Genomic DNA, 25675 nt, shown 5'->3' with positions numbered 1-25675 from the left:
CGCGACGGTCTTGACCGGGGAACGCCAAACCGGCGACGCGGCCGGGACACAATCCGGCTTACCGGTCGTCCGACTGAGCGAATTGCGGCTTGCCGATTTTCGCAATTACGAGACCCTGCGCCTGACCTTCGACCGGGGCTTCGTCGCCTTCGTCGGCGATAACGGCGCTGGCAAGACCAATCTCATCGAGGCGGTGTCGCTGCTGACACCGGGACGCGGCCTGCGCCGGGCGACCTATCATGACATCGCGCGCAAGGGCGGCAGCGGCGGGTTTTCCATTCGCGCCGGGCTGGTTTCGCTCCAGGGCGAGGCAAACGTCATCACCAAGGTCCAACCCGATCCGGCCGGTCCGGCGACGCGAACGGTGCGGATCGACGAGACCGCGGCCAAGAGCGCCGACGAATTGCTCGACCTGTTGCGCATTCTCTGGCTGACACCGGCAATGGACGGGCTGTTTACCGGCCCGACGGGCGACCGCCGCCGCTTCCTCGACCGCATGGTGCTGGCGGTCGATCCGACCCACGGCCGCCGCGCGGTCGACTACGAGCGCGCCATGCGCTCGCGCAACCGGCTGCTTTCGGACAACCGCCTGGATGATTCCTGGCTGAGCGGAATCGAGGCACAGATGGCCGAGCTCGGCGTCGCAATGGCGCTGGCGCGGGCCGAACTCGTCGGAATGCTGGCCGGGATGATCGACCAGTCCGGCGCCGACAATCCCTTCCCCAGGGCAGGCCTCGATCTGGCGTCCGGCTATGGCGATAGCGATCTGTCCCGCCCCTCGGCCGATATCGAGGACGAGGCGCGCACGCGGCTGCGCGCCGGTCGCCATGCCGACCGGGCCGCCGGCCGTACGCTGCTGGGCGCCCACCGAGCGGACCTTTCGGTCGTCCACCTGGCCAAGGCGATGCCGGCGGCGCTGTCCTCGACCGGCGAGCAGAAGGCGCTGCTCATCGGCCTGGTGCTGGCCCATGCCCGGCTGGTCGCCGCCGTTTCGTCGCTGCCGCCGATCCTGCTACTCGACGAAATCGCCGCCCATCTCGATCCCGGTCGCCGCGCGGCGCTGTTCGATCTGATCGCCGAGCTCGGCGTGCAGGCCTTCATGACCGGCACCGATGCGAGCCTGTTTGACGCCCTCGGCGACAGAGCCCAGATGCTGGAGGTGGCGGCGAGCACGGTCCGCCCAGCCCCCGCGAGCGGTGCGACAAGTGCGACAAGTGCGGAATCGGAGCAAGGACGATGAGCGACAAGCCTCTCGACGCCCAGGAACTCGAACGCTATGCGCGCCACATCGTGCTGCCGGAGGTCGGGGGGCCTGGCCAGCAGAAGCTGAAGCGGGCGCGGATCCTCGTCGTCGGCGCCGGCGGCATCGGCTCACCGGTCGTGTTCTATCTCGCGGCGGCCGGGATCGGCACCATCGGTATCGCCGACGACGACACGGTGTCGCTTTCGAACCTGCAGCGCCAGGTGCTGCATCGGACCGCCGATGTCGGCCGGTCGAAGCTCGACAGCGCCGCAGATGCCGTCGCGGCGCTCAACCCGCATGTCACGGTCGTGGCCCATCCTTTGCGCCTCCACGCGGACAATGGCCGTGACATCGTCGCCGACTACGATCTCGTCATCGACGGCTCGGACAATTTCGCCACGCGCTACGCCATGGCGGACCTTTGCGAGGCCGCGCGCCGGCCGCTGGTCACCGCCGCGGTCAACCGGTTCTCCGGCTCGCTGACCGTGCTGAAGCCCTACGAGGCCAACACGGACGGACATCCGAATCCGGGCTATCGCGACCTCTTTCCCGAGGCGCCGCCGGCCGGGCTGGTGCCATCCTGCGCCGAGGCCGGCATCCTCGGGGTCACCCCCGGCGTCCTCGGCACGCTGGCCGCCAGCGAGGCGATCAAGCTCGTCTGCGGCATCGGCGAGCCGCTGGTCGGGCGGTTCCTGATGATCGATCTTCTGACCATGCGCATCGAGGAAATCCGCTACCGCCGGCGTCACGGGCGTTCCGTGTCGCCGTAAGGAAACCTCTCGGAATCGGACTCGGCGTCCTTGCGGATGCCGAGCCTTGGGTCGCCGTCCCTTGCCTCAGCGCAGGTGGTGGACTTCCTGCAGCCCGTAGACGGGCGTCTCGAGTCCCTCCATTCGCGCCTTCAACTGCAGCGACAGATAGAGTGAATAGTGCCGCGACTGGTGCAGATTGCCGCCGTGGAACCAAAGATTGTCTTGCTGCGTCGGCTTCCAGATGTTGCGCTGCTCGCCTTCCCAGGGTCCCGGATCCTTCGGCGTGTCGGAGCCGAGGCCCCAGACCTTGCCGACCTTGTCCGCCACCTCCTGGCTGATCAGATCGGCGGCCCAACCGTTCATCGAGCCGTAGCCGGTGGCATAGACGATCAGATCGGCCGGCAGTTCCGTCCCATCCTTGAACGCCACACCTGTTTCGGTGATCTCCTCGATCTCGACGCCGCTCTTCAGCTTGATCTTGCCGTCGATGATCAGCTGGCTCGCGCCGACATCAATGTAATAGCCCGAGCCGCGGCGCAGATATTTCATGAACAGGCCGGAATCGTCGCTCCCATAGTCGAGCATGAAGCCCGCCTTCTCCAGGTCGCGATAAAAGTCCGCGTCGACCTCGCGGATCTTGTCGTAGACCGGAATCTGGAACTCGTGGAGAATCCGGTAGGGCAGCGACGCGAAGATCATGTCGGCCTTGTTGGTGGTGACGCCGCTTTCGACCGCCCGCTCGGAGTACAAATCGCCGAGGCCATACTCCATCAACGAGTCCGACCGCACGATGTGGGTGGTCGAGCGCTGCACCATGGTGACATCGGCGCCGGCCTCGTAGAGCGCGGCGCAGATGTCGTGGGCGGAATTGTTCGAGCCGATGACGACGGCCTTCTTGCCCTTGTAGGCGTCGGGACCGGGATGCTTGGAAGAATGGTGCTGCTCGCCCTTGAAGCGGTCCATGCCCTTGAAGTCCGGGACGTTGGCCTTGCCCGACATGCCGGTCGCCAGCACCAGCTGCTTCGGGCGAAGCGTCACCTCTTCGCCATCACGATCGACGACGACGGTCCACTCGCCGGTTGCTTCGTCGCAGGAAGCGCTCTTGCAGGTCGTCTTCGACCAGTAATTGAGCTCCATGATCTTGGTGTACATTTCCAGCCAGTCGCCGATCTTGTCCTTCGGCGCGAAGACCGGCCAGTTCTTCGGAAACTCCAGATAGGGCAAATGGTCGTACCAGACCGGGTCGTGCAGGCAGAGCGACTTGTAGCGCTTGCGCCAGGAATCGCCCGGCCGATCGTTCCGCTCGACGACGATCGTCGGCACGCCGAGCTGGCGCAGCCGCGCGCCCAGCACGATGCCGCCCTGGCCGCCGCCGACGATCACTACATAGGGCTGCGTCTTGTAGCCGAGTTCCGCCGCTTCCTGCTCCTGCTTCTCGAGCCAGGACTTCCGGTTCATCGACGATCCGTGCTCGGCGCCCATCGGCCGGCGATGATGCATCGGCTCTTCGAAGCCCTTCAATTCCGTCATCGCGGTCAGCAGGGTCCAGGCCTTTCCGTCCTTCAGCCGCAACAGGCCATTGCCGCGTGCGACACCGGTCTCGAAGGTGATCCAGGCCGTGGTCACGCCGCCATCCTCGGTCGGCTCCTCGGCGATCTGGAAGTTGTTCGGCTTCACCGCGCCGAGCTGCGACGACAGCATGTCGCGCACGCCGTCAGGCCCCTCGACGGTCTTGATGTTCCAGGTGAAGGTTACGAGATCGCGCCAAAAACTCGTCGTCGCGAACAGATCCGCCGCCACGTCGATATCGCCCGTCGACAATGCGCCTTCGAACGCGCTCAACCATCTTTCGACGGATTTTCGGGCTTCGCTCTTTCCGGCCGCCGGCCGTTCCAGCGTTTCGCTCATTGTTCCGCTCCCTGTTCCACCCGTGCCCTCTTCAAGAGTTCACCGCCGGGAGCGCGCTGTCCATCCGTTTTTGAAAAATGCCGCCGGGCCGTCCGCGCGGGGAAGGACGTCACCGATCGGCAAGATTACTTCTCGCAGAGCTTGCGGCGGCCGCGATAGGGCTGGAACGTGCAATCGGAAGTCCGGAAGGACCGGTACGCGCGCGAACAGGCCCGGACGTTGCACTGCGGCGCCCCGGCGCTCTCGCCGGCGATCATCTCGGCGATGCTGGCCGGACGCGAAGGCGTCTCCGCCGCCGGTTCCATCGGCGCAGAATCAGCAGGGGCGGTCGGCGCCGCGGCCACCGGTTGCATCGCTCCGGCGGCCTGCTCCATGAAGCTCTTCCAAATCGTCGCCGGCAATTGTCCACCGGTCACGCCGTCCATCGGCGTGCCGTCGTCATTGCCGACCCAGATGCCGACGGTCAGCGCCTCGTTGAAACCGACGAACCAGGCGTCGCGCGATTCCTGGCTGGTCCCGGTCTTGCCGGCGGCGAAGCCGTCGAGCGCCGCCGCCTTGCCGGTTCCCTTGTCGACGACGAGCTTGAGCAAGCCGACAAGGGGATCCTGCAAGGGCCCCAGTTCACGCTCAGGGCGCTTCGATGGGCCGATGCGAAAGCTCTGGCCGGCGCCGTCGACGGCGAAGGAGGTGATACCCCAGGGCTCGATCGGCGTGATCCCGACGCGCACCGAGGCATAGGCCCCTGTGAGATCGAGAAGCGTGACCTCGGACGCGCCGAGGGCAAGGCTCGGCGTTTCGGTTAGGTCCGCGTCGATGCCGAGATCACGGGCCGCCGCCGCGACCTTGTCGATGCCGACATCCATCGCGAGGCGCACCGTCGCCGCGTTCAGGGAACGGGCGAAGGCCTCGGCCAGCGTGACCCTGCCGCGATATTTGCCGCTATAGTTCTCCGGCTTCCAGCCATCGATCTCGATCGGCGCATCCTCGATACGGTCATTCGGCGAGAGGCCGGCGCGCAGCGCCGCGTAATAGACGAACAGCTTGAAGGTCGAGCCCGGCTGACGCTTGGCGGCGACCGCGCGGTTGAATTTCGAGGCGGTATAATCGCCACCGCCGACCATGGCGACCACGGCTCCGTCGGGCCGCAGCGCGACGAGCGCTGCCTGGCCGACGCCCTTTTCGGCGCCCTGCGTGGCGAGGGCCTCGGACACGACCTGTTCCGCCGCGGCCTGAAGCTCCGGGACCAGCGTGGTCTTGACCTCGATGCTGCCGCGAAACGGGCCGGCGATCTCACGAGCATCGGAGATCACCCAGTCGGCGAACCAGGAGCCGCCGCCCATGTCCGGACGGCTCGGGCTGAGCTGTGTCGAACCCAGTTTGGCCGCCGCGATCTCCGACGGCTCGAGATATCCGGCATCGCCCATCGCATTCAATACGACGCCAGCGCGCTCCTTCGCTCCCTCCAGATTTTCCAATGGGTTGAGCTGCGACGGCGCCTTGATCAGGCCGGCCAGCATGGCACTTTCGGCCAGGGTCAGTTCGCCGACCGAGTTGTCGAAATAGACCCGCGCGGCGGCCGGCATCCCGGTCGCGCCGGCGCCCAGATAGACATTGTTGAGATAGCGCGCGAGGATCTCGTCCTTGGACAGGCGCGTCTCGATCCAGAACGCCAGGAAGGCTTCCTGGATCTTGCGCTTCAGCGTGCGATCCCGCTCCAGATAGCTGATCTTGAGGAATTGCTGGGTGATCGTGCTGCCGCCCTGCACCACCTCGCCAGCGAAAAGATTGCGGGTCAAAGCCCGCGCGACACCACGAAAATCAAGCCCCCAATGCTGGTAGAAGCGACGATCCTCAATGCTGAGGACGGCCTCGACCAGATGGTCGGAAAATTCGTCCAGCGGCGCGTAGCTCCCCTGATAGGGGCCTTGCTGCACCAAGGCCTGACCATCGGCCGCCTGCAGAACCACCACCGGCTCGCCGGTTCCCTCGGCGATTTCGGCGAACGGCACGTCGTAGAGCGCCCAGGCGGCGACTCCTGACAAAAGCAGGAAGCCGGCGACGAAGACGACGCCCAGAATGGATGCGACGCGGCCGACGCTCCAGGTTCGCCGGACGGGTCGATTGCGCCAGTTCGCGCGAAACGTCTTCGCCCGCGCGCCGGTCGCGACGGCCAGTCCGCGCCAGTCCGTGTCTCGGAGCGATTGCGAGGTCCTGGCGCTGAACCGGGTCAGGCCTCGGCCGGCCTGACGTCCCAGCACGGCGGTCCTGGCAGCCAGCCACCGTCCGAGCCGGGCAAGGTCGGCCATCAGCGCCTTGCGAAAGACGGCAAAAGCCTCACCCGTCTGCCCGGCGGGAGCGGGCGCATTCTGATCGCTACCGGTCGAACAGCTCTCCCCGGAGGCCCGCGAGGGGCCATGATCATCGTTCGCGTCCGGCATCAAATCTCACTCGTTTTACAGCCAACGCGGCATATGGCGTCCGTCGCCGCCCGGCATAGTGACGGTTACGAGCACAAACCAGAGAATTTTACCGAGGCGACGTCGCCCGCGCGGCCGGTCCCGCCCAGCGACAGCTCAAAAATCGCCGGGCAGGATGCGATCGGGAGGGCGATGGCCGTCCATCAGCGTGTGGATGTTGATGATGACCTTCTCGCCCATCTCGATCCGGCCCTCGATCGTCGCCGAACCCATGTGCGGCAGGAGGACGACGCGGTTCTCCTCAGCGAGCCGCACCAGCTTGCGATCGATCGCGGGTTCTTCCTCGAACACGTCGAGGCCGGCCCCGGCGATGCGATCCTCCTGCAGCAGCTTCACCAGCGCCCGTTCGTCGATGATCTCGCCGCGGGCGGTGTTGACGATGAACGCGTGCGGCTGGATCAGCGCCAGGCGCCGCGCCGACAGGAGATGGTAGGTCGCCGGCGTATAGGGGCAGTTCACCGAGAGGATATCCATGCGGGCGAGCATCTGGTCGAGGCTCTCCCAATAGGTCGCGCCGAGTTCGGCCTCGGTCTTGGGGTCAACCCGCCGCCGGTTGTGATAATGGATTTCGAGACCGAACGCCTTGGCGCGACGCGCCACGGCGGTGCCGATGCGGCCCATTCCCAAGATGCCGAGCTTCTTGCCCCAGATCCGCCGTCCGACCATCCAGGTCGGTGACCAGCCGGGCCAACGTTCGCTGCCGAGGAGGCGCGTGCCGCCCTCGACCAGCCGGCGCGGCACCGCGAGAATCAGCGCCATCGTCATGTCCGCGGTGTCCTCGCTGAGGACGTTCGGCGTGTTGGTGACGAAGAGATTGCGCGCCAGCGCCGCCTCGACGTCGATATTGTCGACGCCGTTGCCGTAGTTGGCGATCAGCTTGAGGCGCGGGCCGGCCTGTTCGATCACCGCGCGGTCGATCCGGTCGGTGACGGTCGGGACCAGCACGTCGGCCTCGCGGACGGCGGCGACCAGCGCATGCTGCTCCATCGGCCGATCGGTTTCGTTCAGCCGCGTGTCGAAGAGTTCGCGCATGCGCGCCTCGATCGGCGCCGGCAGCTTGCGCGTGATGATCACCAGCGGCTTCTCGCGCTTCGTCATCGGTCGCAATCCTTTGCACTCAAGACGTTGTTAACCGAAACGGACGATCATTCGATCCGAGAGCCGAGGCCTCTCTCCTAGCAAGGCGGGGATGTGAAAACAAAGGGTTTCCCTCCGCCGGCAGAACAGCCTCGGCATCAGTTCGCGCATCGGCCGTCGGCCGTCCGAGCACCGCATCGTATTGTCCGGAGTTTCTCAATGCCGCTCGCAGCACCCATCCGTCGCTCGCTCCTATCTTTTATCGGCGCCGCCATGCTGGTGACCGGCGCGATCCCGTTTACGGCCGCGCAGGCGGTCGAGACCGGGCCCGTCTCGAAGCTGCCGCTGCCGCGCTACGTCAGTCTGAAGGCAAGTCGGGTGAATCTTCGCATCGGACCCGGCCGCGACTATCCGGTGAGCTGGCTCTATCTCAAAGTCGGCCTGCCGGTCGAAGTCATCCAGGAATACGACCTGTGGCGACGGATTCGCGATTCGGAAGGCACCGAGGGCTGGGTCTACTACTCGCTGCTGTCCGGTCATCGCACCTCCATCGCCGCGCCGTGGCTGAAGGGCAAGGCAACGCTGATCGACATCCACATGAGCCCGGCGACCGACGCGCCGCTGGTGGCGCGAATCGAGCCGGGCGTGGTCTCGGCCGTGTCGGAGTGCACGGCCGGTTGGTGCTCGGTCGAGGTCGCCGAGCGTAGCGGCTACGTGCGTCAGCAGGAAATCTGGGGGGTCTATCCGGACGAAACGTTCGAATAGGCGTGCGGTGCGGCCAACGCGCCGAAGCCCGGTATCACTGTTGCGGTGCCGGGTCTGGCCAACGCATCCGATCGGGCCGCGGGCGAGACATCTCGCCGCCGCGACGCGAAACGGCAAACGGCCGCACGTTCGGCAGTTCTATTCCGCGGCGATAGCGTCGGGCCGTCTGCGGCGTAAACGGACGACCACATCGACATTGACGATTTCCATGCCTTCGGGCGCTTCGGGCAACTGCTCGAGCCGCAGGCCGCCATCGGGAATGTCGATCATCACGTTCTCGTCCTCGACGAAGAAGTGATGGTGGTCGGAGGTATTGGTGTCGAAATAGGTGCGCTGGCCTTCAGCCGAGAGCGGCCGCACCAGACCGGCGTCGGTGAACTGGTGAAGCGTGTTGTAGACGGTTGCGAGCGAAACGGGTTCGCCCGCCCCATGCGCCTCTTCGTGCAGCTCCTCGGCGGACAGATGCCGGTCACCGGAGCCGAACATCAGATTGCACAGGGCAACGCGTTGCCGGGTCGGACGCAGCCCGACCGAGCGCAGACGCTCGAACACACAGAAGCTTTGGGTGCGCGGCCGGTTTTCCATCGCTGAGTGCCACCAATTTTGTATCTTGTTCAAGCTCGGGAACGCGACCTCGACCGCGCTCTTTCGGCTTATATACGTGATGACGGGCGCCGCGACAAATGTCGGTACGCATCGAAACCAGACCCCAATGACATAGGATCGATTCGATCCGATGTCATAATCGCGCGGAATGCGAGCGGAAAGCCGGATACCATTTTTGGTCGGATGCCCTAGCCGCAGGTCAGCCGCAGGTCAGCCGCAGGTTGTCCAACGCCTTGCCGGAGCCGGTGAGCGGAATGGTGTAGCGGCCGGCCGGCCCGGAGATTTCCGCGCTGCGCCCCTTGCGCAACGCCGCGATCAATTCGGCGAGACCGACCGGCGAGCCGCGACTGACCAGGACGGACGTTCCGTCCGCTTCGCCCTCGCGAGCGGTCGCCTCATACAGAAAGGCCGTTCCGTCGACGCTCACTCCGACCGTATAGCGGTCGCCATCCTGCAACCCGCCGGGAAACCCGGAAAAGATCATCGCGACCTTGCCATCGGGACCGCAGCGGAAGGACAGACCGGTATAGTCGCCCGCAACGGCGAAGCCCGCGGCTCCGTCCGACCCCGTCCAGCTCTGCGCCCTGGCCGGCAAGGCCGCGACCGCGGCGGCAACGATGACGGTACAGGCCAGAATGGCGAGGCCAGCCGTTTCGCGTCCTTTCACGGGCTTGTCTCCTTGGCGCCGGCATGAAATGCGACGTCGATACCCGACGCCTCTATCAAAGTTTGCCCGAGCGAGCATACATAGCGGCGACAATGAAGCGCGGCCGCGCCGGTCAGGTGCCGGTCGCTGATACGGGCGGTTTCCAGCCGCGCGGCATGCGTGCTAAGGGCGCATCCGAACCGGACGTCACACAGCCGGGAACTTGAGGGCGGATAGAACGGACCATGGCAACAGCAAAGACCTCCTTCGACTACGACGACATCATCGCCTGCGCCAACGGCCAGTTGTTCGGCGAAGGCAACGCGCAATTGCCGCTGCCGCCGATGTTGATGGTCCACCGGATCACGGACGTTTCGGAAACCGGCGGTGAGCACGGCAAGGGCTATATCCGCGCCGAGTTCGATGTCACCCCCGACCTGTGGTTCTTTCCCTGCCATTTCGTAGGCAATCCGGTCATGCCCGGCTGCCTCGGTCTCGACGGCATGTGGCAATTGACCGGCTTCTATCTGGGGTGGCTGGGCGAAAAGGGCCGTGGCATGGCCCTGTCGACTGGCGAGGTAAAGTTCAAGGGCATGGTCACGCCTGAGACGAAACTCCTCGAATACGGCATCGATTTCAAGCGGGTGATGCGCGGACGCTTGGTTCTCGGCATCGCGGATGGCTGGCTCAAGGCCGATGGCGAGACCATCTACCGTGCGAGCGACCTGCGGGTCGGCCTGGCACAAGACAAGGCGGACTGAAACGGGGACCCGGCGGTGATGGCAGTCGATCGCACTGTGGCAGGCGGAGTTCTGGCGCCAGCGGGACAAGCCGCCATCTCCCTCCATTCAAAAGGGCAAAAGACATGAGACGCGTCGTTGTAACAGGCATGGGGATCGTGTCCTCCATCGGGAACGATGCCGGCGAGGTTCTGACCTCCTTGCGAGAGGGACGCTCGGGCATCAGCCACGCGCCGGAATACAAGGAGCTCGGTTTTCGCTCCCATGTTCACGGCAAGCCGACGCTCGATCCGACGACGCTGCTCGACCGGCGGGCGATGCGGTTTCACGGCGGCGGTACCGCCTGGAACCACGTCGCCATGGATCAGGCGATCAAGGATGCCGGCCTTGAAGAGAGCGACATCTCCAACGAGCGCACCGGCATCATCATGGGCTCGGGCGGCTCGTCGACCCAGTCGATCGTCCAGGCCGCGGATGTGACCCGCGAGAAGGGACCCAAGCGCGTTGGCCCGACCGTGGTGCCGAAGGCGATGTCGTCGACGGCCTCGGCAACGCTGGCCACCTGGTTCAAGATCAAGGGCGTCAATTACTCAATTTCCTCGGCCTGCTCGACCTCGAGCCATTGCATCGGAAACGCCTGCGAGGCGATCCAGATGGGCAAGCAGGACGTCATGTTCGCCGGCGGCTGCGAGGATTTGCACTGGACGCTGTCGGTGCTGTTCGACGCCATGGGCGCGCTCTCCTCCGACTTCAACGACCGGCCTGAGATGGCGTCGCGTGCCTACGACAAGGCGCGTGACGGCTTCGTCATCGCCGGCGGGGCAGGCGTCCTCGTATTGGAGGAGTACGAACGGGCCAAGGCGCGCGGGGCGAACATCATCGCCGAGATCGTCGGTTACGGCGCGACGTCGGACGGTGCCGACATGGTCGCGCCTTCCGGCGAGGGCGCCGTGCGCTGTATGCGTCAGGCGATCGCCCATCTCGACGGCCCGATCGACTACATCAACCCACACGCGACCTCGACGCCGGTCGGCGACCGCATGGAGATCCAGGCGATCCGCGAGGTGTTCGGCGACACCATCCCGCCGATCTCCGGGACCAAATCGCTCACTGGCCATTCGCAAGGCGCCACCGGCGTCCACGAGGCGATCTATTCGCTGCTGATGATGCGGCATGGCTTCATCGCCAAGAGCGCACATATCGATGAGATCGACCCGGAATTCGCCGATATTCCGATCGTGCGGGAACGCATGGACGGGGTGACGCTTGACCGGGTGCTGTCGAATTCGTTCGGCTTCGGGGGCACCAATGCTTGCCTCGCCTTCCAACGCGTGACGGACTGAGGATTGAAGAGCACTATGGGCGACCTCATGGCAGGAAAGCGCGGGCTCATCATGGGCGTCGCCAATCGCAACTCCATCGCTTGGGGGGCCGCCAAGGCGCTGTCGGCGCAAGGGGCCGAGATCGCTCTCACCTATCAGGGCGAGGCGTTCGGGCGGAGGGTGAAGCCGCTGGCCGAAGAGATCGGCTGCAAGCTGGTCATTCCCTGCGACGTCGAGGATACGGCATCCCTCGACGCGGTCTTCGACACGCTGAATTCGGAATGGGGCTCGATCGACTTCGTCCTCCATGCCATCGCATTTTCCGACAAGAGCGAGCTCAAGGGCCTTTACGCCGACACCACGCGGGAGAATTTCACCCGCACCATGGTGATCTCCTGCTTCTCGTTCACGGAAGTCGCCAAGCGCGCCGCCGCCATCATGCACAATGGCGGCGCGATGGTGACGATGACCTATGGCGGCGCCGAACGGGTCATGCCGAACTACAACGTCATGGGGGTCGCCAAGGCGGCGCTGGAGGCCTCGGTGCGCTATCTCGCGGCGGATTTCGGTCCCCGCAACATCCGCATCAACGCTGTCTCGGCCGGGCCGGTCCGCACACTGGCCGGCGCCGGCGTCTCCGATGCGCGGCTGATGTTCAACTTTCAGCGGCGCAATGCGCCGATGCGGCGCAATACCTCGATAGACGAGGTCGGCGGCTCGGTTCTCTATTTGATGTCGGAACTCTCCAACGGCGTCACCGGCGAGATCCACTATGTGGATTCCGGCTACAACATCATGTCGATGCCTTCGCTTGAAGAACTCAAGGAGCAGGAACATCGCAAGGCCGTCATCGAGGGCGAGGACGACAGCGCCGAAGGCGGCAAGTAACAGGTTTAATCAGCCTTCGCGCGCCTGCCGCCGGGATCGGCGGCGGCCCATCCGCGCCGCGCCATGGGCGCTAGCCCCGAAGGCCCAGCCGAGGCCGAATCCTGTCGCTGTCAGCACGAAACCGTCGATCGTGATTGGCAAAGCGGGACGATAATCGTCGCCGGCTCGCGCGGTAATCGCCCAGTCCAGATCACCGAGAGCGACGAACGGCCGGAGCAGCGGCGCCGCGTCGACGAGATCACGGTAACGCCGCGCCAGCTCCTCGGAGCGTAAGATCGTCGCGGCGGCGTCTTCGCCCTGCCGGGCCGCCAGGGGATCGGAATTCCCGCGCAGGCGCTTTAGCGCCGCGTCCCGCGAGACGCCCGCTCGTGCCGCCCCGGCGTCGAATCGCGCGACGACCATTTCGATCTCGTCCACCGCGCCACCGAGCCGCTGCAGATATTGCTGCGTGAACTCCACCGACTGGCTGAACACCGTGCCGGTGAGCAGCGCGGCGAAGACGCGTGCGATCAAAGCGCCCAGGTCGGTTTCCGATCAACTCTTGCGGTATGCACTCTCTTCAACAGCGAGAACGCTCCTGTCCCGGATACGCAGTCAGTCCCGTCTTAGATAGCGTAACCGGCTTCGTGGCGACAGAGGTCCGTACGGGTGGCACTGCTATTTCCCCACAGGCCCATCACATGTTTCGGAGTGAGCAGTTCCAGAGATTCTAGCAACAGCATCTCATTGAGAAACGTGATCGACATGTCTTTCAGATACGCGTCGAGATGAGCCTCGATCGTTGGCGTCTCAAACAACAGCTTACAGGCCTCGCAATTGCCCCCCACCTTGTCACGAGGAGGAATTGTAACATCATGCTTGCGAGCGATCGCCTCCATCAGGGAATAGGGTCCCCGTAGAAACAACCCGGTAAAAAGCGGATTGCGCAGGCTTGCTTCAATCAGCTCCGGAATTTCTTCCGGATCGGGCGCTTCGCGGATCGTGAGCCGCTTGGTGTCCGGAATGACGCCACAACAGGCAAGAAGCTTGTTCTTCGCGCTCATGGTCGGCCCAGTCAGCACATAGGGACATGGTCCGAGATATCCGTTCGATACAAAGGTGGCGTCCTTGAGGTCTGTCTCCGCCCGCCCGGTCAGATTGAGCCCGGATTCACTAATGATCTCCACCTCGGAGCCGACATCTCCGAGTGCGCTTCGTATCCGCTCAGCCGTCCAGAGTGTCTCGACGGACTGGACGGAACTGATCGCCGTATAGACTCCGGCCTCCCTCGCCGTCTGCACAAGCGTGCGCACGCAGTCGAAAGCCACAAACTCCTCGTGATAGTCGTCCCAGCTGATGGAAAGCTCGTCTAGGCCGGCGTCTGCCAAGGGCTGGAAGCGAAGACGTGCCGCTCTTTTCGAGGTGGCGAAATATCCACTCGTTACGATGCGGGTCTTGAAAGATCTTGATTTCGCGGCCTCGACATAGCGAACGAGATTGCGACCATGCAGAAACGGCTCGCCCCCCGTGAAGGCGACCAGGGTCACATCTTCGGGAATATGAGCGATCGCCTCAAGAACGAATGCCGGATCGAGGCGATCGGCGACTTGCGGCGAGGAATTGAAGCAACAATGTGCGCAAGCGAGTGGACAGGTATAAGTTAAATGGAAGGCAAAGGATGAAACTGGAATCGCCATGGTTTGTGCCCCACCGTTGTCAAGGACCGCCCCGCCGACTTCCCCAACCGGGCGAGGGGTCTCTCAGCAGGTTGGCGCAAATGCGTCAGTACGCCAGTGCGATCTTCGACGACGCGACCGAGTAGGACCCGGATGCCACGGCCCAGACCGTTGCCTCGTTGGTGCCCCGCATAACCTTCTGCATATCGCCGACGCTCTGGACGTCCTTGAGCTTCGAGGACAATTGAGCTGATAGCGCCTCGTCGATCTGCAGGCCGTATTCCTTGGCGAATGCTGCTGGGCTCTTTGCGAATTCCTTGAATTTATCGGGATCTTGGAGCGCGTTATTCAGCTCCGTCTGGGTCTCTTTTTCATTCTTGATCTCCACGCTCTTCCCGTCGACCAAGAGTGAAAGGGTTTTTGCGCTGATTTCCGGCATTTCTAATCCTTTCTTACTTTGGTGCCATCGTACTTTCCCATTAACAATGAAACGACGTTTGGTAATAGTCAAGTTGAATTCCGTAGGGGAATGTATGCACCCGTCCTGGTCGCGGCTATCTGCGGCGGCAACGGTTTGGCCAGCAGGCTTCAACCTGGATGGTCATAAAACGCAAAAAAAGGCGCGCCCCGGGGGACGCGCCTTTCAAAGGGTCGGAAAGAAGGCCGCCGATCAGGCGGCGTCTTCCTTCATCTCCTCGCCGGTGGTCTGGTCGACCACCTTCATGGAGAGGCGGACCTTGCCGCGCTCGTCGAAGCCCATCAGCTTGACCCAGACCTTGTCGCCTTCCTTGACGACGTCGGTGGTCTTGCCGACCCGGTCGGCGGCCAGCTGCGAGATGTGGACAAGACCGTCCTTGGAGCCGAAGAAGTTGACGAAGGCGCCGAATTCGACGGTCTTGACCACCGTGCCCTCGTAGATCTCGCCGACCTCGGGCTCGGCCACGATCGAGTGAATCCACTTCTTGGCTGCCTCGATCTCCTTGGCCGAGGAGGAGGCGATCTTCACGGTGCCGTCGTCCTCGATGTTGATCTTGGCGCCGGTCTTTTCGACGATCTCGCGGATGATCTTGCCGCCGGCGCCGATGACGTCGCGGATCTTGTCGGTCGGAACCTGCATGACCTCGATGCGCGGTGCGAACTCGCCGAGCTCGGCACGGCTTTCCGACAGCGCCTTGGCCATCTCCTCGAGGATATGCAGACGACCGGCCTTGGCCTGATCGAGGGCGACCTGCATGATTTCCTCGGTGATGCCCTGGATCTTGATGTCCATCTGCAGCGAGGTGATGCCCTCGCCCGTGCCGGCGACCTTGAAGTCCATGTCGCCGAGATGGTCCTCGTCGCCGAGGATGTCGGACAGAACCGCGAAGCGCTCGTCCTCCTTGATCAGTCCCATCGCGATGCCTGCAACGGAAGCCTTCAGCGGAACGCCGGCATCCATCAGGGCAAGCGAAGTGCCGCAGACCGTCGCCATCGAGGACGAGCCGTTCGACTCGGTGACCTCGGAGACCGCGCGGATCGTGTAGGGAAACTGCTCGGGCGCCGGCAGGATCGGGCGCATCGCCCGCCAGGCCAGCTTGCCGTGGCCGATTTCGCGGCGGCCGGGCGAACCCATGCGGCCGGTCTCGCCGACCGAGTATGGCGGGAAGTTGTAATGGAGCAGGAAGCGCTCCTTGTAGGTCCCGGTCAGGGCGTCGACGAACTGCTCGTCCTCGCCGGTGCCGAGCGTGGCGACGACCAGCGCCTGGGTCTCGCCGCGGGTGAACAGCGCCGAGCCGTGGGTGCGCGGCAGGATACCGGCCTCGGCGACGATGGTGCGGACCGTCTTCAGGTCACGCCCGTCGATACGGCTACCAGTGTCGAGGATGTTCCAGCGGACGATCTTGGCCTGCAGCGACTTGAAGACCGCGCCGACCTCTTCCTTGGAATATTTGGTCTCTTCCGCGCCCTCTGGGAGGAAATGCGCGGTGACCTTCGCCTTGACGGCGTCGACGGCGACGTAGCGCGCCTGCTTGTCGGTGATCTTGTAGGCGTCGCGCAGTTCGTTCTCGGCGAGCTGCAGCATTTCGCCCTCGAGAGCGGAATGATCCGCGGCGATATGCTCGCGCGGCTCCTTGGCGGCGTGCTCGGCCAGCTTGATGATGGCGTCGATCACCGGCTGCATGCCGCGATGACCGAACATGACCGCGCCCAGCATGACGTCCTCGGACAGCTCATGGGCTTCCGATTCCACCATCAGCACGGCGGAGTCGGTGCCGGCGACGAGGAGGTCGAGCTTGGACTCGATCATCTCGTCGACATGCGGGTTCAGCTTGTACTCACCCTCGATATAGCCGACGCGGGCGCCGCCGATCGGCCCCATGAAGGGCACGCCGGAGAGCGTAAGAGCCGCCGAGGCCGCGACCATCGCGACGACGTCGGGATCGTTCTCCAGATCATGCTGGAGGACGGTGAGGACGACCTGGGTCTCGTTCTTGTAGCCGGCAGCGAAGAGCGGCCGGATCGGCCGGTCGATCAGACGGGAAACCAGGGTCTCCTTTTCCGAGGGCCGGCCTTCGCGCTTGAAGAAGCCGCCCGGGATCTTGCCGGCCGCGAAGGTCTTTTCCTGGTAGTTGACCGTCAGCGGAAAGAAATCCAGGCCGGGCTTGGGCTGCTTGGCCGAGACGACCGTCGCCAGCACGGTGGTTTCACCGTAGGTGGCCAGAACCGCGCCGTCGGCCTGACGGGCGATCTTGCCGGTTTCCAGGGTGAGCGGACGGCCCGCCCAGTCGATTTCCACCTTGTGGGTGTTGAACATGTTGTTGCCTTTTCATCCTGCGCTCCGTGAGCACCGTCATAGGTGCTGGAGGCGAAGCGCGTTTCGTGACCGAAACGCGTCATGGGCAAGACGACGAGAGGCTTCGCGGCGGCAGCGCCCGGCCGAGGCGCCAGGTCGTTGCCTGGCGGCGGCCGTTCCGGAAGCATCCGGTAATCCTGCCCCATGACCGCTCGGGTGGTCGGGCTCTTGCGAACGGGTCGCGGAGCCCGGGGCTGGTGTGGCCCGCCGGTTCGCGGGGGGCCGAAATGCGACCGGCGGGCCGAAGGGGTCGCCCCACTCCGGCCCGCCGGGTATCTATCTTAGCGGCGCAGTCCGAGACGGCCGATCAGAGTCTGATAGCGCTGCTCTTCCTTCGACTTCACGTAGTCGAGGAGGCGGCGGCGCTGGGAGACCATCTTCAGAAGGCCACGACGCGAGTGGTTGTCCTTCTTGTGGTCCTTGAAATGCTCGGTGAGGTTCACGATCCGCTCGGTCAGGATCGCGACCTGGACTTCCGGCGAACCGGTGTCGCCTTCCTTGATCGCGTATTCCTTCATGAGCTCGGCTTTGCGCTCAAGCGTAATCGACATCGAAATCCCTTTCTTGGAAAATCTTGAGGGTTGGGTCGCCCATGGCCGGGATGTCGTCCAGCGAGGGCCGTTACATAGCGCGGACGGGACAAGCCGGTCGGCGCTGCGGCTGGCTATAGGCCAAATCCGCGAAGAATACTAGCCTTACGGCACGGCGCGGACGATTCCATGGCTCACAGCCAGCGACGGCCGCGGAAATATACCAGCAGACCGGCCGCGATCGCCGCAGCCGCGGACAAACCGCCGCAGCAGGGCGCCTAGACGGAATGAAGAAAAGTTGGGACGGGTTGTCCGCCCGCATTGCGCGCTGACTTGCTGAAACCGATCATGACATCGGATCGAGTCGATCCGATGTCATAGTGATCTAAGCTGCCCGCCGCGCTCGCCCCGGGAGCGACTGCTCGGCCAGCTTGAACCGCGACAGGAGGTCGTTGAGCGACGACGCCTCGGTCGCCAGGCCATGACTTGCCGCCGTCGACTGTTCGGCCACGGCCGCGTTCTGCTGCGTTCCCTGGTCGATCGAATGCAGCGCCGTGTTGATCTCCTGCAGCCCGACCGATTGCTCGCGTGCGGTGGTCGCGATCGCGGCGACATGCGCGTCGATCTCCCGGATCTCGGCGACGATCGCTTCAAGCGCATTGCCGGTCTCTCCGACCAGGGCAACGCCGCTACCGACTTCGTCCTGGGACGACGCGACCAGTTCCTTGATCTGCTTGGCGGCCTCGGTCGAACGCTGGGCCAGTTCGCGCACTTCCTGGGCGACGACGGCAAAGCCTTTGCCGGCCGCGCCGACACGGGCCGCCTCGACACCCGCGTTGAGGGCGAGGAGATTGGTCTGGAAGGCGATCTCATCGATGACGCCGATGATGTTGCCGATCTCCCGCGACGACGTCTCGATACGCCCCATCGCGGTGACGGCGTTGCGCACCACCTCGCCGGACCGCTCGGCCTGACCCTTGGCGCGCGAGGTCAGATCGCCCGCCTCCTTTGCCTTGGCCGACAGACCCTGAACGGCCGTGTTGATTTCCTGGAACGCGGCCGACGTTTCCTCGACGGAGGCCGCCTGCTGCTCGGTGCGGCCGGCCATGTTGTCGGCGGCACCACGAATTTCGTCCGCCCCGACATGCACGGCCCTGGCGCTGCTCCCCACGGCAGCGAGCGTCGCATCCAGTTGCGCGACCGCTTCGTTGAAATCCGTTCGCAGCTGCTCGAATTCGCCGGAGAAGGCGGTGTCGATCCGGTGGCAGAGATTGCCGGAGGCCAGTTCCCGCAGGCCGGAACCAAGCTCGCCGACGACGACGGCGAGCCTTTCACTTTCGGCGGTCGCCCGCTTGGCGTCGGCGGCTTGCCGCGCGCTATCGCTTGCATGACGGCCGGCTTCGAGCTCGGCGTCCTGCGCGCTTTTTTCCCGCAAGGCCTCACGAAGGGCCACCACCGAGCCCGCCATGGCGCCGACCTCGGTGCGTTGGCCGGCGAATGGCACCTCGATGTCGAATTCGCCGTTCGCCATCCGGCGCAACAGGACCGACAGCCCCGAGATCGGCCGAACGATGCTGCGTACGACCAGAACGATCGACAAGGCGATTGCTGCGAACAGTCCGAGCGCGATGGCGGCAACCACCGTCAGCTGCGTCTGGGCCGCGCTGCTCGCCGCCGCCGCGTCGGCTATGATCCGGTCGGAGACCGCCGCTCCCATGGAGCCGAGGGTTCCCAGCCATTCGGTCATCCCGGCGAACCATGTGCCGGCGTTCAGCGACGACAGTTTCCCGTAGTTTCCTCCGTCCAGGATCACCAGCCGCATCGCCTCCACATCGGCACTGGCGCCCTTGCCGTACAAGCTTCGGCTCGTCGCCGCGACATCCTCCGAAGCGAGATCGAAAAAGCGCGATATCAGCGCTTCCTGAGCGCCCTTCTTGGCCGAAAAGGCGTCGAACGCGGCGAGGGAGAACGTGCCGGCGGCAATGCCCCCCGCGCCCATCCCGCGCTCCACGCCGGCCAGTTCCTTCGCGCCCATGATGTTGACATAGGCGGCAAGATTCATCGCGGTGTCGCGGTTTTCGGTCGCCTTGACGATGCCGCTGCCGATCCGGCTCAGATCGGCGATCGCGCCGGTGTAATAGCCCAGTGCGTCGCCGGTCGAGATTGCGAAGCTGTCGATCGTGCCGCGAACCGCCTGCACCCGCTGCAAGGCATCGCCGGCATTCGCCAAGGACTTCGTGATCTCGGCATTGCCGACCGGACCCAAGGCCTCGCCGACCGATCGCAGATCGGCGATACGCTGATCCGTGGCGCCACGCGCCTTGGCCAGGGAATCACCCATCTGGGCGCCCTTGGACCCGATGAAGCCGGCCGAATTGCCGCGCTCGACCTGAAGGACGTGGACGAGATCGTAGACGGTGCGCATCTCGCGGGCGAACATCTCGGTCTGCTGGGCCGCCTTTGATTCGCGCCAGAGCGTATTGACCTGGATTGCCTCGTAGACCGACAGGGCCAGCAACGGCAGAAAAACCGCGGCGATGATGCGGGTCGAGAATTTGATGTTCCTGAGCGACATGGCGTCCTTCCACCGGTCCAAATCCGCAGCGGAAGCAATCGGGGAACGGCGAGATGCCATATGTCGGCTTGTGCGGCTTCCTTAGCCGTAAGAGGTGCGGGTAAATTTTCTATTGCACTGCGCAACAATACCGGCACCTCGATCCGCCAAGGAAGGTGCATATTGCACGGGCCGGCTTACGCGAAGCTAGGGACACGGTCGTGTGCGGGGTCCACTTTCCGACCTCGCCTCAGCCTTTGCCGCCGAAGACCCGCTTTGGCTTGAACGCCCCCTCCTCGATCGCGCCGAGCGCGACGAGCCGGCCATGGCCGGTCGCATAGGCCTCGTCGCAGAAGGCCGGCGCGTCACGTCCGCGCAACAGGACCGCATTGCCGGACAGGACACGGCCCGCCTGGTCGTCGGTCAGCGCCACTTCGTAAAGGTCGGCGAGCGCCACTTCCGGCGCCACGAGATACTCGTCCAGCGGCTCGAAATCGACGACCCGCGCCTTGGCGCCGGCCTCGAGAGCTTCGGCATCCAGCTCCTCGCGCCCCTCTTCAGCGGCGGCCTCCAGCTCTTCCAGCGGCACCAGATCGTCCTCGCCGAACGCGCCGACGGAGACGCGGCGCAGCTCGATCACATGGCCATAACAACCAAGGTCGCGGCCGAGATCGCGAGCGATCGCGCGCACATAGGTGCCCTTGCCGCATTCGGCCTCGAACACGGTCGTATCGGCATCGGGGCAGTCGACAATGTCCAGCCGATGCACCGAGACGGTCCGCGCCGCGATCTCTACCGTCTCACCCTCACGCGCCAGGTCATAGGCCCGCTCGCCGGCGATCTTGATGGCCGAGAAGCTCGGCGGCACCTGCTCGATTTCGCCGGTATAGTCGGCCAGACGCGCCTCGATCTCGGCCTCGGACGGACGCGTCTCGGAGGAGTGGACCACCGGCCCCTCCGTGTCGTCGGTCGTGGTCTCGGCGCCCCAGCGCACGGTGAAGCGATAGACCTTGCGCCCTTCCATGACGAAGGGAACGGTCTTGGTCGCGTCGCCGAACGCGATCGGCAACATGCCCGAAGCCAGCGGATCGAGCGTGCCGGCATGGCCCGCCTTCTGCGCGAAATACAGCCATTTCAACTTCGACACCGCTTCGGTCGAGCCCATGCCCTTCGGCTTGTCCAGAATGATCCAGCCATTGATCGGCCGGCCCTTCGGCTTCTTGCCCCGGCGCGCCATCAGCCAAGATCCTCGTCGTCGTCACCGTCGAGATCGCGGACGACCTCGGGCGATTTCAGCAGCGCGTCGATGCGCGCGAAATTGTCGAAGGAGGTGTCGGCGCGAAACCGCACCTCCGGCATGTATTTCATCTGCTTGAGCGCCGGCGTCAGGCGGCCGCGAATGAACCGGACATGCTGATTGAGCGCCGCGACATAGGGCTCCGTGTCGGTCTGACCGAGCACGGTGACATAGGCCGTCGCTAGCTTGAGGTCCGACGCCATGCGGACTTCGGAAACGGATATGACAGCATTTTCGAGCAGCGGATCGCGGATTTCGCCGCGCTGCAATACCTCGGTCAGGGCGTGCCGAACCTTCTCGCCGACAGACAGCGAGCGCAGGGAGGGTCCGGATTTCGATGATCTGGCCATGAATAACGCTCACGTTCAATGGAAGCCCGGCGTTGCCGCCGGGCTTTTCGTCATTGCAAGGAAGGTCTGTCGGAGCAGCCTCGGCCGCTCGGCGCAACGTTGGCGCGAAACGAGCGAAAGCGGGAATCGGTTTCCCGCTCGCTTTTCGCGTCAACTGACTGACATCGGACCGAAGCGATCCGATGTCATCGTGATCTAGAGCGAACGCGCGACGTGTTCGACGCGGAAACACTCGATGACGTCGCCCTGGCGGATGTCCTCGTAGTTCTGGAAGGCCATGCCGCACTCCTGGCCGCCCGCGACGTCCGCAACTTCGTCCTTGAAGCGCTTGAGCGTCTTGAGGGTGCCCTCGTGAATGACGACGTCGTCGCGGATGAGCCGGACGCCGGCGCCCCGCTCCACCTTGCCCTCGGTGACGCGGCAACCCGCGACCTTGCCGACCTTGGTGATGTTGAACACCTCGAGGATCTCGGCATTGCCGAGGAAGGTCTCGCGCCGCTCGGGCGAGAGCAGGCCCGACATCGCCTGTTTCACGTCATCCACGAGATCGTAGATGATGTTGTAGTAGCGAATCTCGGTGCCGTCGCGCTCGGACGCTTCGCGCGCCTGCTTGTTGGCGCGGACGTTGAAGCCGATGATCGCCGCGTTCGAGGCGGTCGCCAGCGACACGTCAGACTCGGTGATCGCGCCGGCCCCGGAATGGATGATCCGCGCCTGCACTTCCTCGGTTCCCAGCTTGTCGAGGGCGCCGATGATCGCCTCGACCGAGCCCTGGACGTCGCCCTTGATGAGCAGCGGGAACTCCTTGAGGCCGGTATCCTGCAGCTGCGACATCATCTGCTCGAGCGAGCCGCGCTGGCCGGCGTTCTTGGCCACCTGCTTCTCACGCGAGACGCGCTGGCGATATTCGGCGATCTCGCGCGCCTTGCTCTCGCTCTCGACGGCCGCGAAACGCTCGCCGGCCAGGGGCGTTCCCTGCATGCCGAGCACTTCGACGGGCATCGAGGGCGGTGCTTCTTTCAACTGCTCGCCCTTGTCGTTGATGATCGCACGCACCCGGCCCCATTCGTCGCCGGCAACGACGATGTCGCCGATTTTCAACGTGCCGGTTTCGACGAGAACCGTCGCCACCGGACCACGGCCCTTGTCGAGCTGCGCCTCGATGACCGTTCCCTCCGCGGTACGGGTCGGATCGGCCTTCAGTTCGAGAATTTCGGCCTGCAGCAGGATCGCGTCGAGCAGCTTGTCGAGATTGGTCCCCTTCAGCGCCGAAACCTCGACGTCGAGCACCTCGCCGCCCATGGATTCGACGAACACGTCATGCTGGAGAAGCGCGCTGCGCACCTTGCTGGCATCGGCGCCCGGCTTGTCGATCTTGTTGATCGCCACGATGATCGGCACGTTCGCCGCCTTGGCGTGATTGATCGATTCGATCGTCTGCGGCATCACGCTGTCGTCCGCCGCCACGACGAGGATGGCGATGTCGGTCGCGGCCGCACCGCGGGCCCGCATCGCCGTAAAGGCGGCGTGGCCGGGCGTGTCGATGAACGAGATCTTGTGGCCGTTCTGCTCGACCTGGTAGGCGCCGATATGCTGGGTGATACCGCCCGCTTCGCCCGAGACGACGCTGGTCTTGCGGATGGCGTCGAGCAGCGAGGTCTTGCCGTGATCGACATGGCCCATGATGGTGACGACCGGCGGCCGCTGCACCATCTTCTCCGGATCGTCGTCGACCCCGAAGATACCTTCTTCGACGTCGGATTCGGCGACGCGGCGGACCGTGTGCCCGAACTCGGACGCGATCAGCTCGGCCACATCCGGCTCGATGATGTCGCCCGGCTTCATCATCTGTCCCTGCTGCATGAGGAACTTGATGACGTCGACGGAACGCTCCGACATGCGGTTGGCGAGTTCCTGGATACTGATGGTCTCGGGAATAATCACTTCGCGGGCGATCTTCTCTCGGGGCTGGCTCTGCTGCGAGCGTTTGAACTTTTCCTGCCGCCGGCGGATCGAGGACAGTGAGCGGCCACGCGCGCCATCGTCCGCCGTCAACGCCTTGTCGAGGGTCAGCTTGCCGCGACGGCGACCGGCATCACGCTCCGGACGGGCCGGCTTCGGCGCTTCGGCGCCCACGGCACCCTTGACCGAGCGACGCGCGCCCGGACGGGCACTCTTGGCGTCGTCGTCGCCGCCCGGACGGCGGCGGAGTTCGGCCCGTCCGCTGCGGGCAGCCGCAGCTTCGGCGGCCTCCGCGTCGGCAGGTGTCGGGGCCGGACCCGCGGGCTGGTTCGGCTGACCGCCGCCCCTGCGCTCGGCGCTGGCTTCCGCCTTGCGGCGGGCTTCGGCCTCGGCTTCAAGGCGAGCCGTCTCCTCGGCCTGACGGCGCTCGGATTCGTCACGCTCGCGCTGACGCCGATCGTCGTCGGCGATCCGCCGCGCTTCCTCTTCCTGGAACACGCGCCGGTCCTCGGCCTCGCGTTGCTTGGCAAGTTCGAGCGCCCGACGGCGGGCATCCATTTCACGCGACGACAGATCGCTGAGAACTGCGCCACGGGGCTGACGGGCTCCCGGAGCCGCCTGCTGGCGGCCATCGCGACGCTCGTCGCGGCCAGCCGGCCGGCTGGCACCTTGACGCGTGGGCGCGGCTTGCCCTCCGGGACGCGAAGCCCCGGCGGAGGTGGCGGCACGCGGCGCGGCCGAAGCCGGCTTCGATGCGGATGCGGCAGGCGCGGATGGGGCGGCAGTCGGCGTCGCCTTCGGCGAAGCTTCCACAGCCGCCGCAGCCACCGGCGCTTCGGACTCGGGCACAGCAGCGACCGGAGCTTCGGCCTTGGCTTCCACCGGCGCAGTCACCTCGGGGGCGGCCGGCTCGGACACTTCCTGGGCCGTTGCCACAGGCGCCTCGCCAGGCTTCGGTCCAAGCTGAATCTGGGGTGGCTTGCCGCCTGTCTGTGGCGGCAGCGGAGCGGCGCTCTTGGGTGTCGGAGCCGGAGCTTCGCTTACGGGACTCGCCGGCGCGGCCGGCTTGGCCGGGCTCGGCTTTGCTGCCACTGCCGGTGTCGGCGCGGCTTCGCGCTCGTCCGGCTTGGTAATGCGTCGCTTCTTGGTCTCGACAACGACCTGGTTCGTGCGCCCATGCGAGAAGCTCTGCCGAACCGTCGACTGCTCGACGCCGCGCTTCAAGGTCAGGGTCTTCTTCGTGCTCACGCTCAGCGTCTTATCGTCGCCGGACTTGGTATCGCTCATTTACGCTTCCGCTTCCTGCGCCGGATCGATCCCGCGCCCTTCATCTTGCCTGGAGCGTCGCTCTGTAGGCGCTCCGATCTCGTTCCCAGTCTCAGTCGCGGTTCCCTCACGCCCATTTCGGGCGTCGCCAGGATCCGAACCAAGGCCTTCGCCCCGATAATTGGCCAGCGCTTGCATACGCTTCGCCGCAGCCGAGCCCGCGTCACCGGCAAGGATGGCTGCATGTATCACATTCCCCCCACCCAACGCCAAACCCAATTCGTCCGCACCCAGCAGGCGCAAAGCGGGTATCACCGTTGCGTGGCCGGATGCCGCTGCGACATGACGCGCGGCATCCATCTTACGAATTCCATCCGGCGCCGCCTCGCGCGCCTGAACCAGCAGCAGCGCCTGACCCGAGCGGATCGCCGCATCGACCTTCGCCGCCCCGGTCACCAGTTGACCGGCCTTTTTCGCCATGCCTAGCGCGCCCAATGCCGACTTCGCCAGAAGCTGATCGACGACGGCGCCAAGATCGGCGGGTCCCGTCACCTCGGCCCGAAGCGCCCGGGCGAACAGTTTACGGCGCATCGCCTGGTCGACCGCCGCGCGGCTGAGTGCGACATGGGCGCCGCGGCCCGGAAGCCGCCTGCGCAAATCCGGAACCACCGCCCCGTCCGGCCCGCGGACAAAGCGGATGACGTCTTCCGGCGCCATCGCCTTGCGCGAAACGATGCACATGCGCTCGTTCACCCCGACCTCCGGCTCGTCTTTGTCCTCTTCGTCCGAATCGAGGGCCATGGC

The 25675-nt window shown here is 65.0% G+C and carries 20 protein-coding genes and 1 pseudogene; 6 read left to right on the top strand and 15 right to left on the bottom strand.

The window, feature by feature from the left end; genetic code table 11:
* Positions 1-10: 10 nt before the first annotated feature.
* Together recF and VQ044_RS03225 are read left to right on the top strand one after the other, a co-directional pair.
* Positions 11-1240, top strand: coding sequence for a DNA replication/repair protein RecF (gene recF, locus VQ044_RS03230; protein WP_327645199.1), 1230 nt, complete (start codon positions 11-13; stop codon positions 1238-1240).
* Positions 1237-2013 (top strand): HesA/MoeB/ThiF family protein, encoded by a 777-nt coding sequence (locus VQ044_RS03225; RefSeq protein ID WP_327645198.1) that lies wholly within the window; start codon positions 1237-1239, stop codon positions 2011-2013. Before recF ends, VQ044_RS03225 begins: the two co-directional genes overlap by 4 nt.
* A gap of 66 nt (positions 2014-2079) precedes the next feature.
* Here VQ044_RS03225 and VQ044_RS03220 read toward each other — a convergent pair whose 3' ends face one another.
* The 3 genes from VQ044_RS03220 to VQ044_RS03210 form a co-directional block, all read right to left on the bottom strand.
* Positions 2080-3903 (bottom strand): NAD(P)/FAD-dependent oxidoreductase, encoded by a 1824-nt coding sequence (locus tag VQ044_RS03220; RefSeq protein WP_327645197.1) that lies wholly within the window; start codon positions 3901-3903, stop codon positions 2080-2082.
* 125 nt (positions 3904-4028) lie between these two features.
* Positions 4029-6341, bottom strand: coding sequence for a PBP1A family penicillin-binding protein (locus VQ044_RS03215; protein ID WP_327645195.1), 2313 nt, complete (start codon positions 6339-6341; stop codon positions 4029-4031).
* Between the two features lie 135 nt (positions 6342-6476).
* Positions 6477-7478 carry a 2-hydroxyacid dehydrogenase gene (locus VQ044_RS03210; protein WP_327645193.1) on the bottom strand — a complete coding sequence of 334 codons (1002 nt, stop codon included), beginning with the start codon at positions 7476-7478 and terminating at the stop codon, positions 6477-6479.
* Between the two features lie 198 nt (positions 7479-7676).
* Between VQ044_RS03210 and VQ044_RS03205 the strand changes: the two genes are divergently transcribed.
* The gene (locus VQ044_RS03205; protein ID WP_442872853.1) at positions 7677-8222 is read left to right on the top strand and encodes an SH3 domain-containing protein; all 546 of its coding nucleotides are present in this window, start codon (positions 7677-7679) and stop codon (positions 8220-8222) included.
* Positions 8223-8360: 138 nt separating this feature from the next.
* Here VQ044_RS03205 and irrA read toward each other — a convergent pair whose 3' ends face one another.
* A complete protein-coding gene (gene irrA, locus VQ044_RS03200; protein WP_327645285.1) occupies positions 8361-8807 on the bottom strand; it encodes an iron response transcriptional regulator IrrA in 447 nt (148 codons plus the stop codon).
* A gap of 220 nt (positions 8808-9027) precedes the next feature.
* Entirely contained in the window at positions 9028-9495 is a 468-nt protein-coding gene (locus VQ044_RS03195; RefSeq protein ID WP_327645192.1) for a hypothetical protein, read from the bottom strand.
* A 224-nt stretch (positions 9496-9719) separates the two neighbouring features.
* Between VQ044_RS03195 and fabA the strand changes: the two genes are divergently transcribed.
* The 3 genes from fabA (at position 9720) to fabI (ending at position 12424) form a co-directional block, all read left to right on the top strand.
* Entirely contained in the window at positions 9720-10235 is a 516-nt protein-coding gene (fabA, locus tag VQ044_RS03190; protein WP_206453716.1) for a 3-hydroxyacyl-[acyl-carrier-protein] dehydratase FabA, read from the top strand.
* 104 nt (positions 10236-10339) lie between these two features.
* Positions 10340-11557 carry a beta-ketoacyl-ACP synthase I gene (gene fabB / locus VQ044_RS03185; protein ID WP_327624399.1) on the top strand — a complete coding sequence of 406 codons (1218 nt, stop codon included), beginning with the start codon at positions 10340-10342 and terminating at the stop codon, positions 11555-11557.
* Between the two features lie 15 nt (positions 11558-11572).
* Positions 11573-12424, top strand: coding sequence for an enoyl-ACP reductase FabI (gene fabI / locus VQ044_RS03180; RefSeq protein ID WP_327645191.1), 852 nt, complete (start codon positions 11573-11575; stop codon positions 12422-12424).
* A 9-nt stretch (positions 12425-12433) separates the two neighbouring features.
* Here fabI and VQ044_RS03175 read toward each other — a convergent pair whose 3' ends face one another.
* The 10 genes and pseudogenes from VQ044_RS03175 to VQ044_RS03130 all read right to left on the bottom strand — a co-directional run.
* Positions 12434-12937: a DUF2937 family protein gene (locus VQ044_RS03175; protein WP_327645190.1), complete on the bottom strand. Its 504-nt coding sequence runs from the start codon at positions 12935-12937 to the stop codon at positions 12434-12436.
* 92 nt (positions 12938-13029) lie between these two features.
* Positions 13030-14100: a radical SAM protein gene (locus VQ044_RS03170; RefSeq protein ID WP_327645189.1), complete on the bottom strand. Its 1071-nt coding sequence runs from the start codon at positions 14098-14100 to the stop codon at positions 13030-13032.
* An 85-nt stretch (positions 14101-14185) separates the two neighbouring features.
* Complete coding sequence (locus VQ044_RS03165; RefSeq protein ID WP_327623645.1) at positions 14186-14518, bottom strand: hypothetical protein; 333 nt, start codon at positions 14516-14518, stop codon at positions 14186-14188.
* Between the two features lie 231 nt (positions 14519-14749).
* The gene (gene pnp / locus VQ044_RS03160; protein ID WP_327645188.1) at positions 14750-16873 is read right to left on the bottom strand and encodes a polyribonucleotide nucleotidyltransferase; all 2124 of its coding nucleotides are present in this window, start codon (positions 16871-16873) and stop codon (positions 14750-14752) included.
* Positions 16874-17193: 320 nt separating this feature from the next.
* On the bottom strand, positions 17194-17580 hold the full coding sequence (gene rpsO / locus VQ044_RS03155; protein ID WP_327645283.1) for a 30S ribosomal protein S15: 387 nt from the start codon (positions 17578-17580) through the stop codon (positions 17194-17196).
* Between the two features lie 247 nt (positions 17581-17827).
* Positions 17828-20017 carry a methyl-accepting chemotaxis protein gene (locus VQ044_RS03150; RefSeq protein WP_327645187.1) on the bottom strand — a complete coding sequence of 730 codons (2190 nt, stop codon included), beginning with the start codon at positions 20015-20017 and terminating at the stop codon, positions 17828-17830.
* Positions 20018-20246: 229 nt separating this feature from the next.
* Positions 20247-21233, bottom strand: coding sequence for a tRNA pseudouridine(55) synthase TruB (gene truB, locus VQ044_RS03145; protein WP_327645186.1), 987 nt, complete (start codon positions 21231-21233; stop codon positions 20247-20249).
* A complete protein-coding gene (gene rbfA, locus VQ044_RS03140) occupies positions 21233-21643 on the bottom strand; it encodes a 30S ribosome-binding factor RbfA (RefSeq protein ID WP_327623641.1) in 411 nt (136 codons plus the stop codon). The genes truB and rbfA overlap by 1 nt, the downstream gene beginning before the upstream one ends.
* A gap of 195 nt (positions 21644-21838) precedes the next feature.
* Positions 21839-24892 (bottom strand): translation initiation factor IF-2, encoded by a 3054-nt coding sequence (gene infB, locus VQ044_RS03135; RefSeq protein ID WP_327645185.1) that lies wholly within the window; start codon positions 24890-24892, stop codon positions 21839-21841.
* 147 nt (positions 24893-25039) lie between these two features.
* Positions 25040-25672 (bottom strand): annotated as a pseudogene (locus tag VQ044_RS03130) (RNA-binding protein); the annotation flags it as partial.
* Positions 25673-25675 lie beyond the last annotated feature (3 nt).

It is taken from the genome of Aurantimonas sp. C2-5-R2 (assembly GCF_036549495.1).
GTDB classification, from domain to species: domain Bacteria; phylum Pseudomonadota; class Alphaproteobacteria; order Rhizobiales; family Rhizobiaceae; genus Aurantimonas; species Aurantimonas coralicida_A.
Note: the sequence above shows the minus strand (reverse complement) of the source record. Positions and strands in the feature narration are given on the sequence as shown.

Bases quoted from the DNA above. Each gene is read 5' to 3' on its own strand.
- VQ044_RS03225 (WP_327645198.1), top strand. From the start codon at position 1,237: ATGAGCGACAAGCCTCTCGACGCCCAGGAACTCGAACGCTATGCGCGC.
- VQ044_RS03220 (WP_327645197.1), bottom strand. From the start codon at position 3,903: ATGAGCGAAACGCTGGAACGGCCGGCGGCCGGAAAGAGCGAAGCCCGA.
- VQ044_RS03215 (WP_327645195.1), bottom strand. From the start codon at position 6,341: ATGCCGGACGCGAACGATGATCATGGCCCCTCGCGGGCCTCCGGGGAG.
- VQ044_RS03210 (WP_327645193.1), bottom strand. From the start codon at position 7,478: ATGACGAAGCGCGAGAAGCCGCTGGTGATCATCACGCGCAAGCTGCCG.
- VQ044_RS03205 (WP_442872853.1), top strand. From the start codon at position 7,677: ATGCCGCTCGCAGCACCCATCCGTCGCTCGCTCCTATCTTTTATCGGC.
- irrA (WP_327645285.1), bottom strand. From the start codon at position 8,807: ATGGAAAACCGGCCGCGCACCCAAAGCTTCTGTGTGTTCGAGCGTCTG.
- fabA (WP_206453716.1), top strand. From the start codon at position 9,720: ATGGCAACAGCAAAGACCTCCTTCGACTACGACGACATCATCGCCTGC.
- fabB (WP_327624399.1), top strand. From the start codon at position 10,340: ATGAGACGCGTCGTTGTAACAGGCATGGGGATCGTGTCCTCCATCGGG.
- fabI (WP_327645191.1), top strand. From the start codon at position 11,573: ATGGGCGACCTCATGGCAGGAAAGCGCGGGCTCATCATGGGCGTCGCC.
- VQ044_RS03170 (WP_327645189.1), bottom strand. From the start codon at position 14,100: ATGGCGATTCCAGTTTCATCCTTTGCCTTCCATTTAACTTATACCTGT.
- VQ044_RS03165 (WP_327623645.1), bottom strand. From the start codon at position 14,518: ATGCCGGAAATCAGCGCAAAAACCCTTTCACTCTTGGTCGACGGGAAG.
- pnp (WP_327645188.1), bottom strand. From the start codon at position 16,873: ATGTTCAACACCCACAAGGTGGAAATCGACTGGGCGGGCCGTCCGCTC.
- VQ044_RS03150 (WP_327645187.1), bottom strand. From the start codon at position 20,017: ATGTCGCTCAGGAACATCAAATTCTCGACCCGCATCATCGCCGCGGTT.
- truB (WP_327645186.1), bottom strand. From the start codon at position 21,233: ATGGCGCGCCGGGGCAAGAAGCCGAAGGGCCGGCCGATCAATGGCTGG.
- rbfA (WP_327623641.1), bottom strand. From the start codon at position 21,643: ATGGCCAGATCATCGAAATCCGGACCCTCCCTGCGCTCGCTGTCTGTC.
- infB (WP_327645185.1), bottom strand. From the start codon at position 24,892: ATGAGCGATACCAAGTCCGGCGACGATAAGACGCTGAGCGTGAGCACG.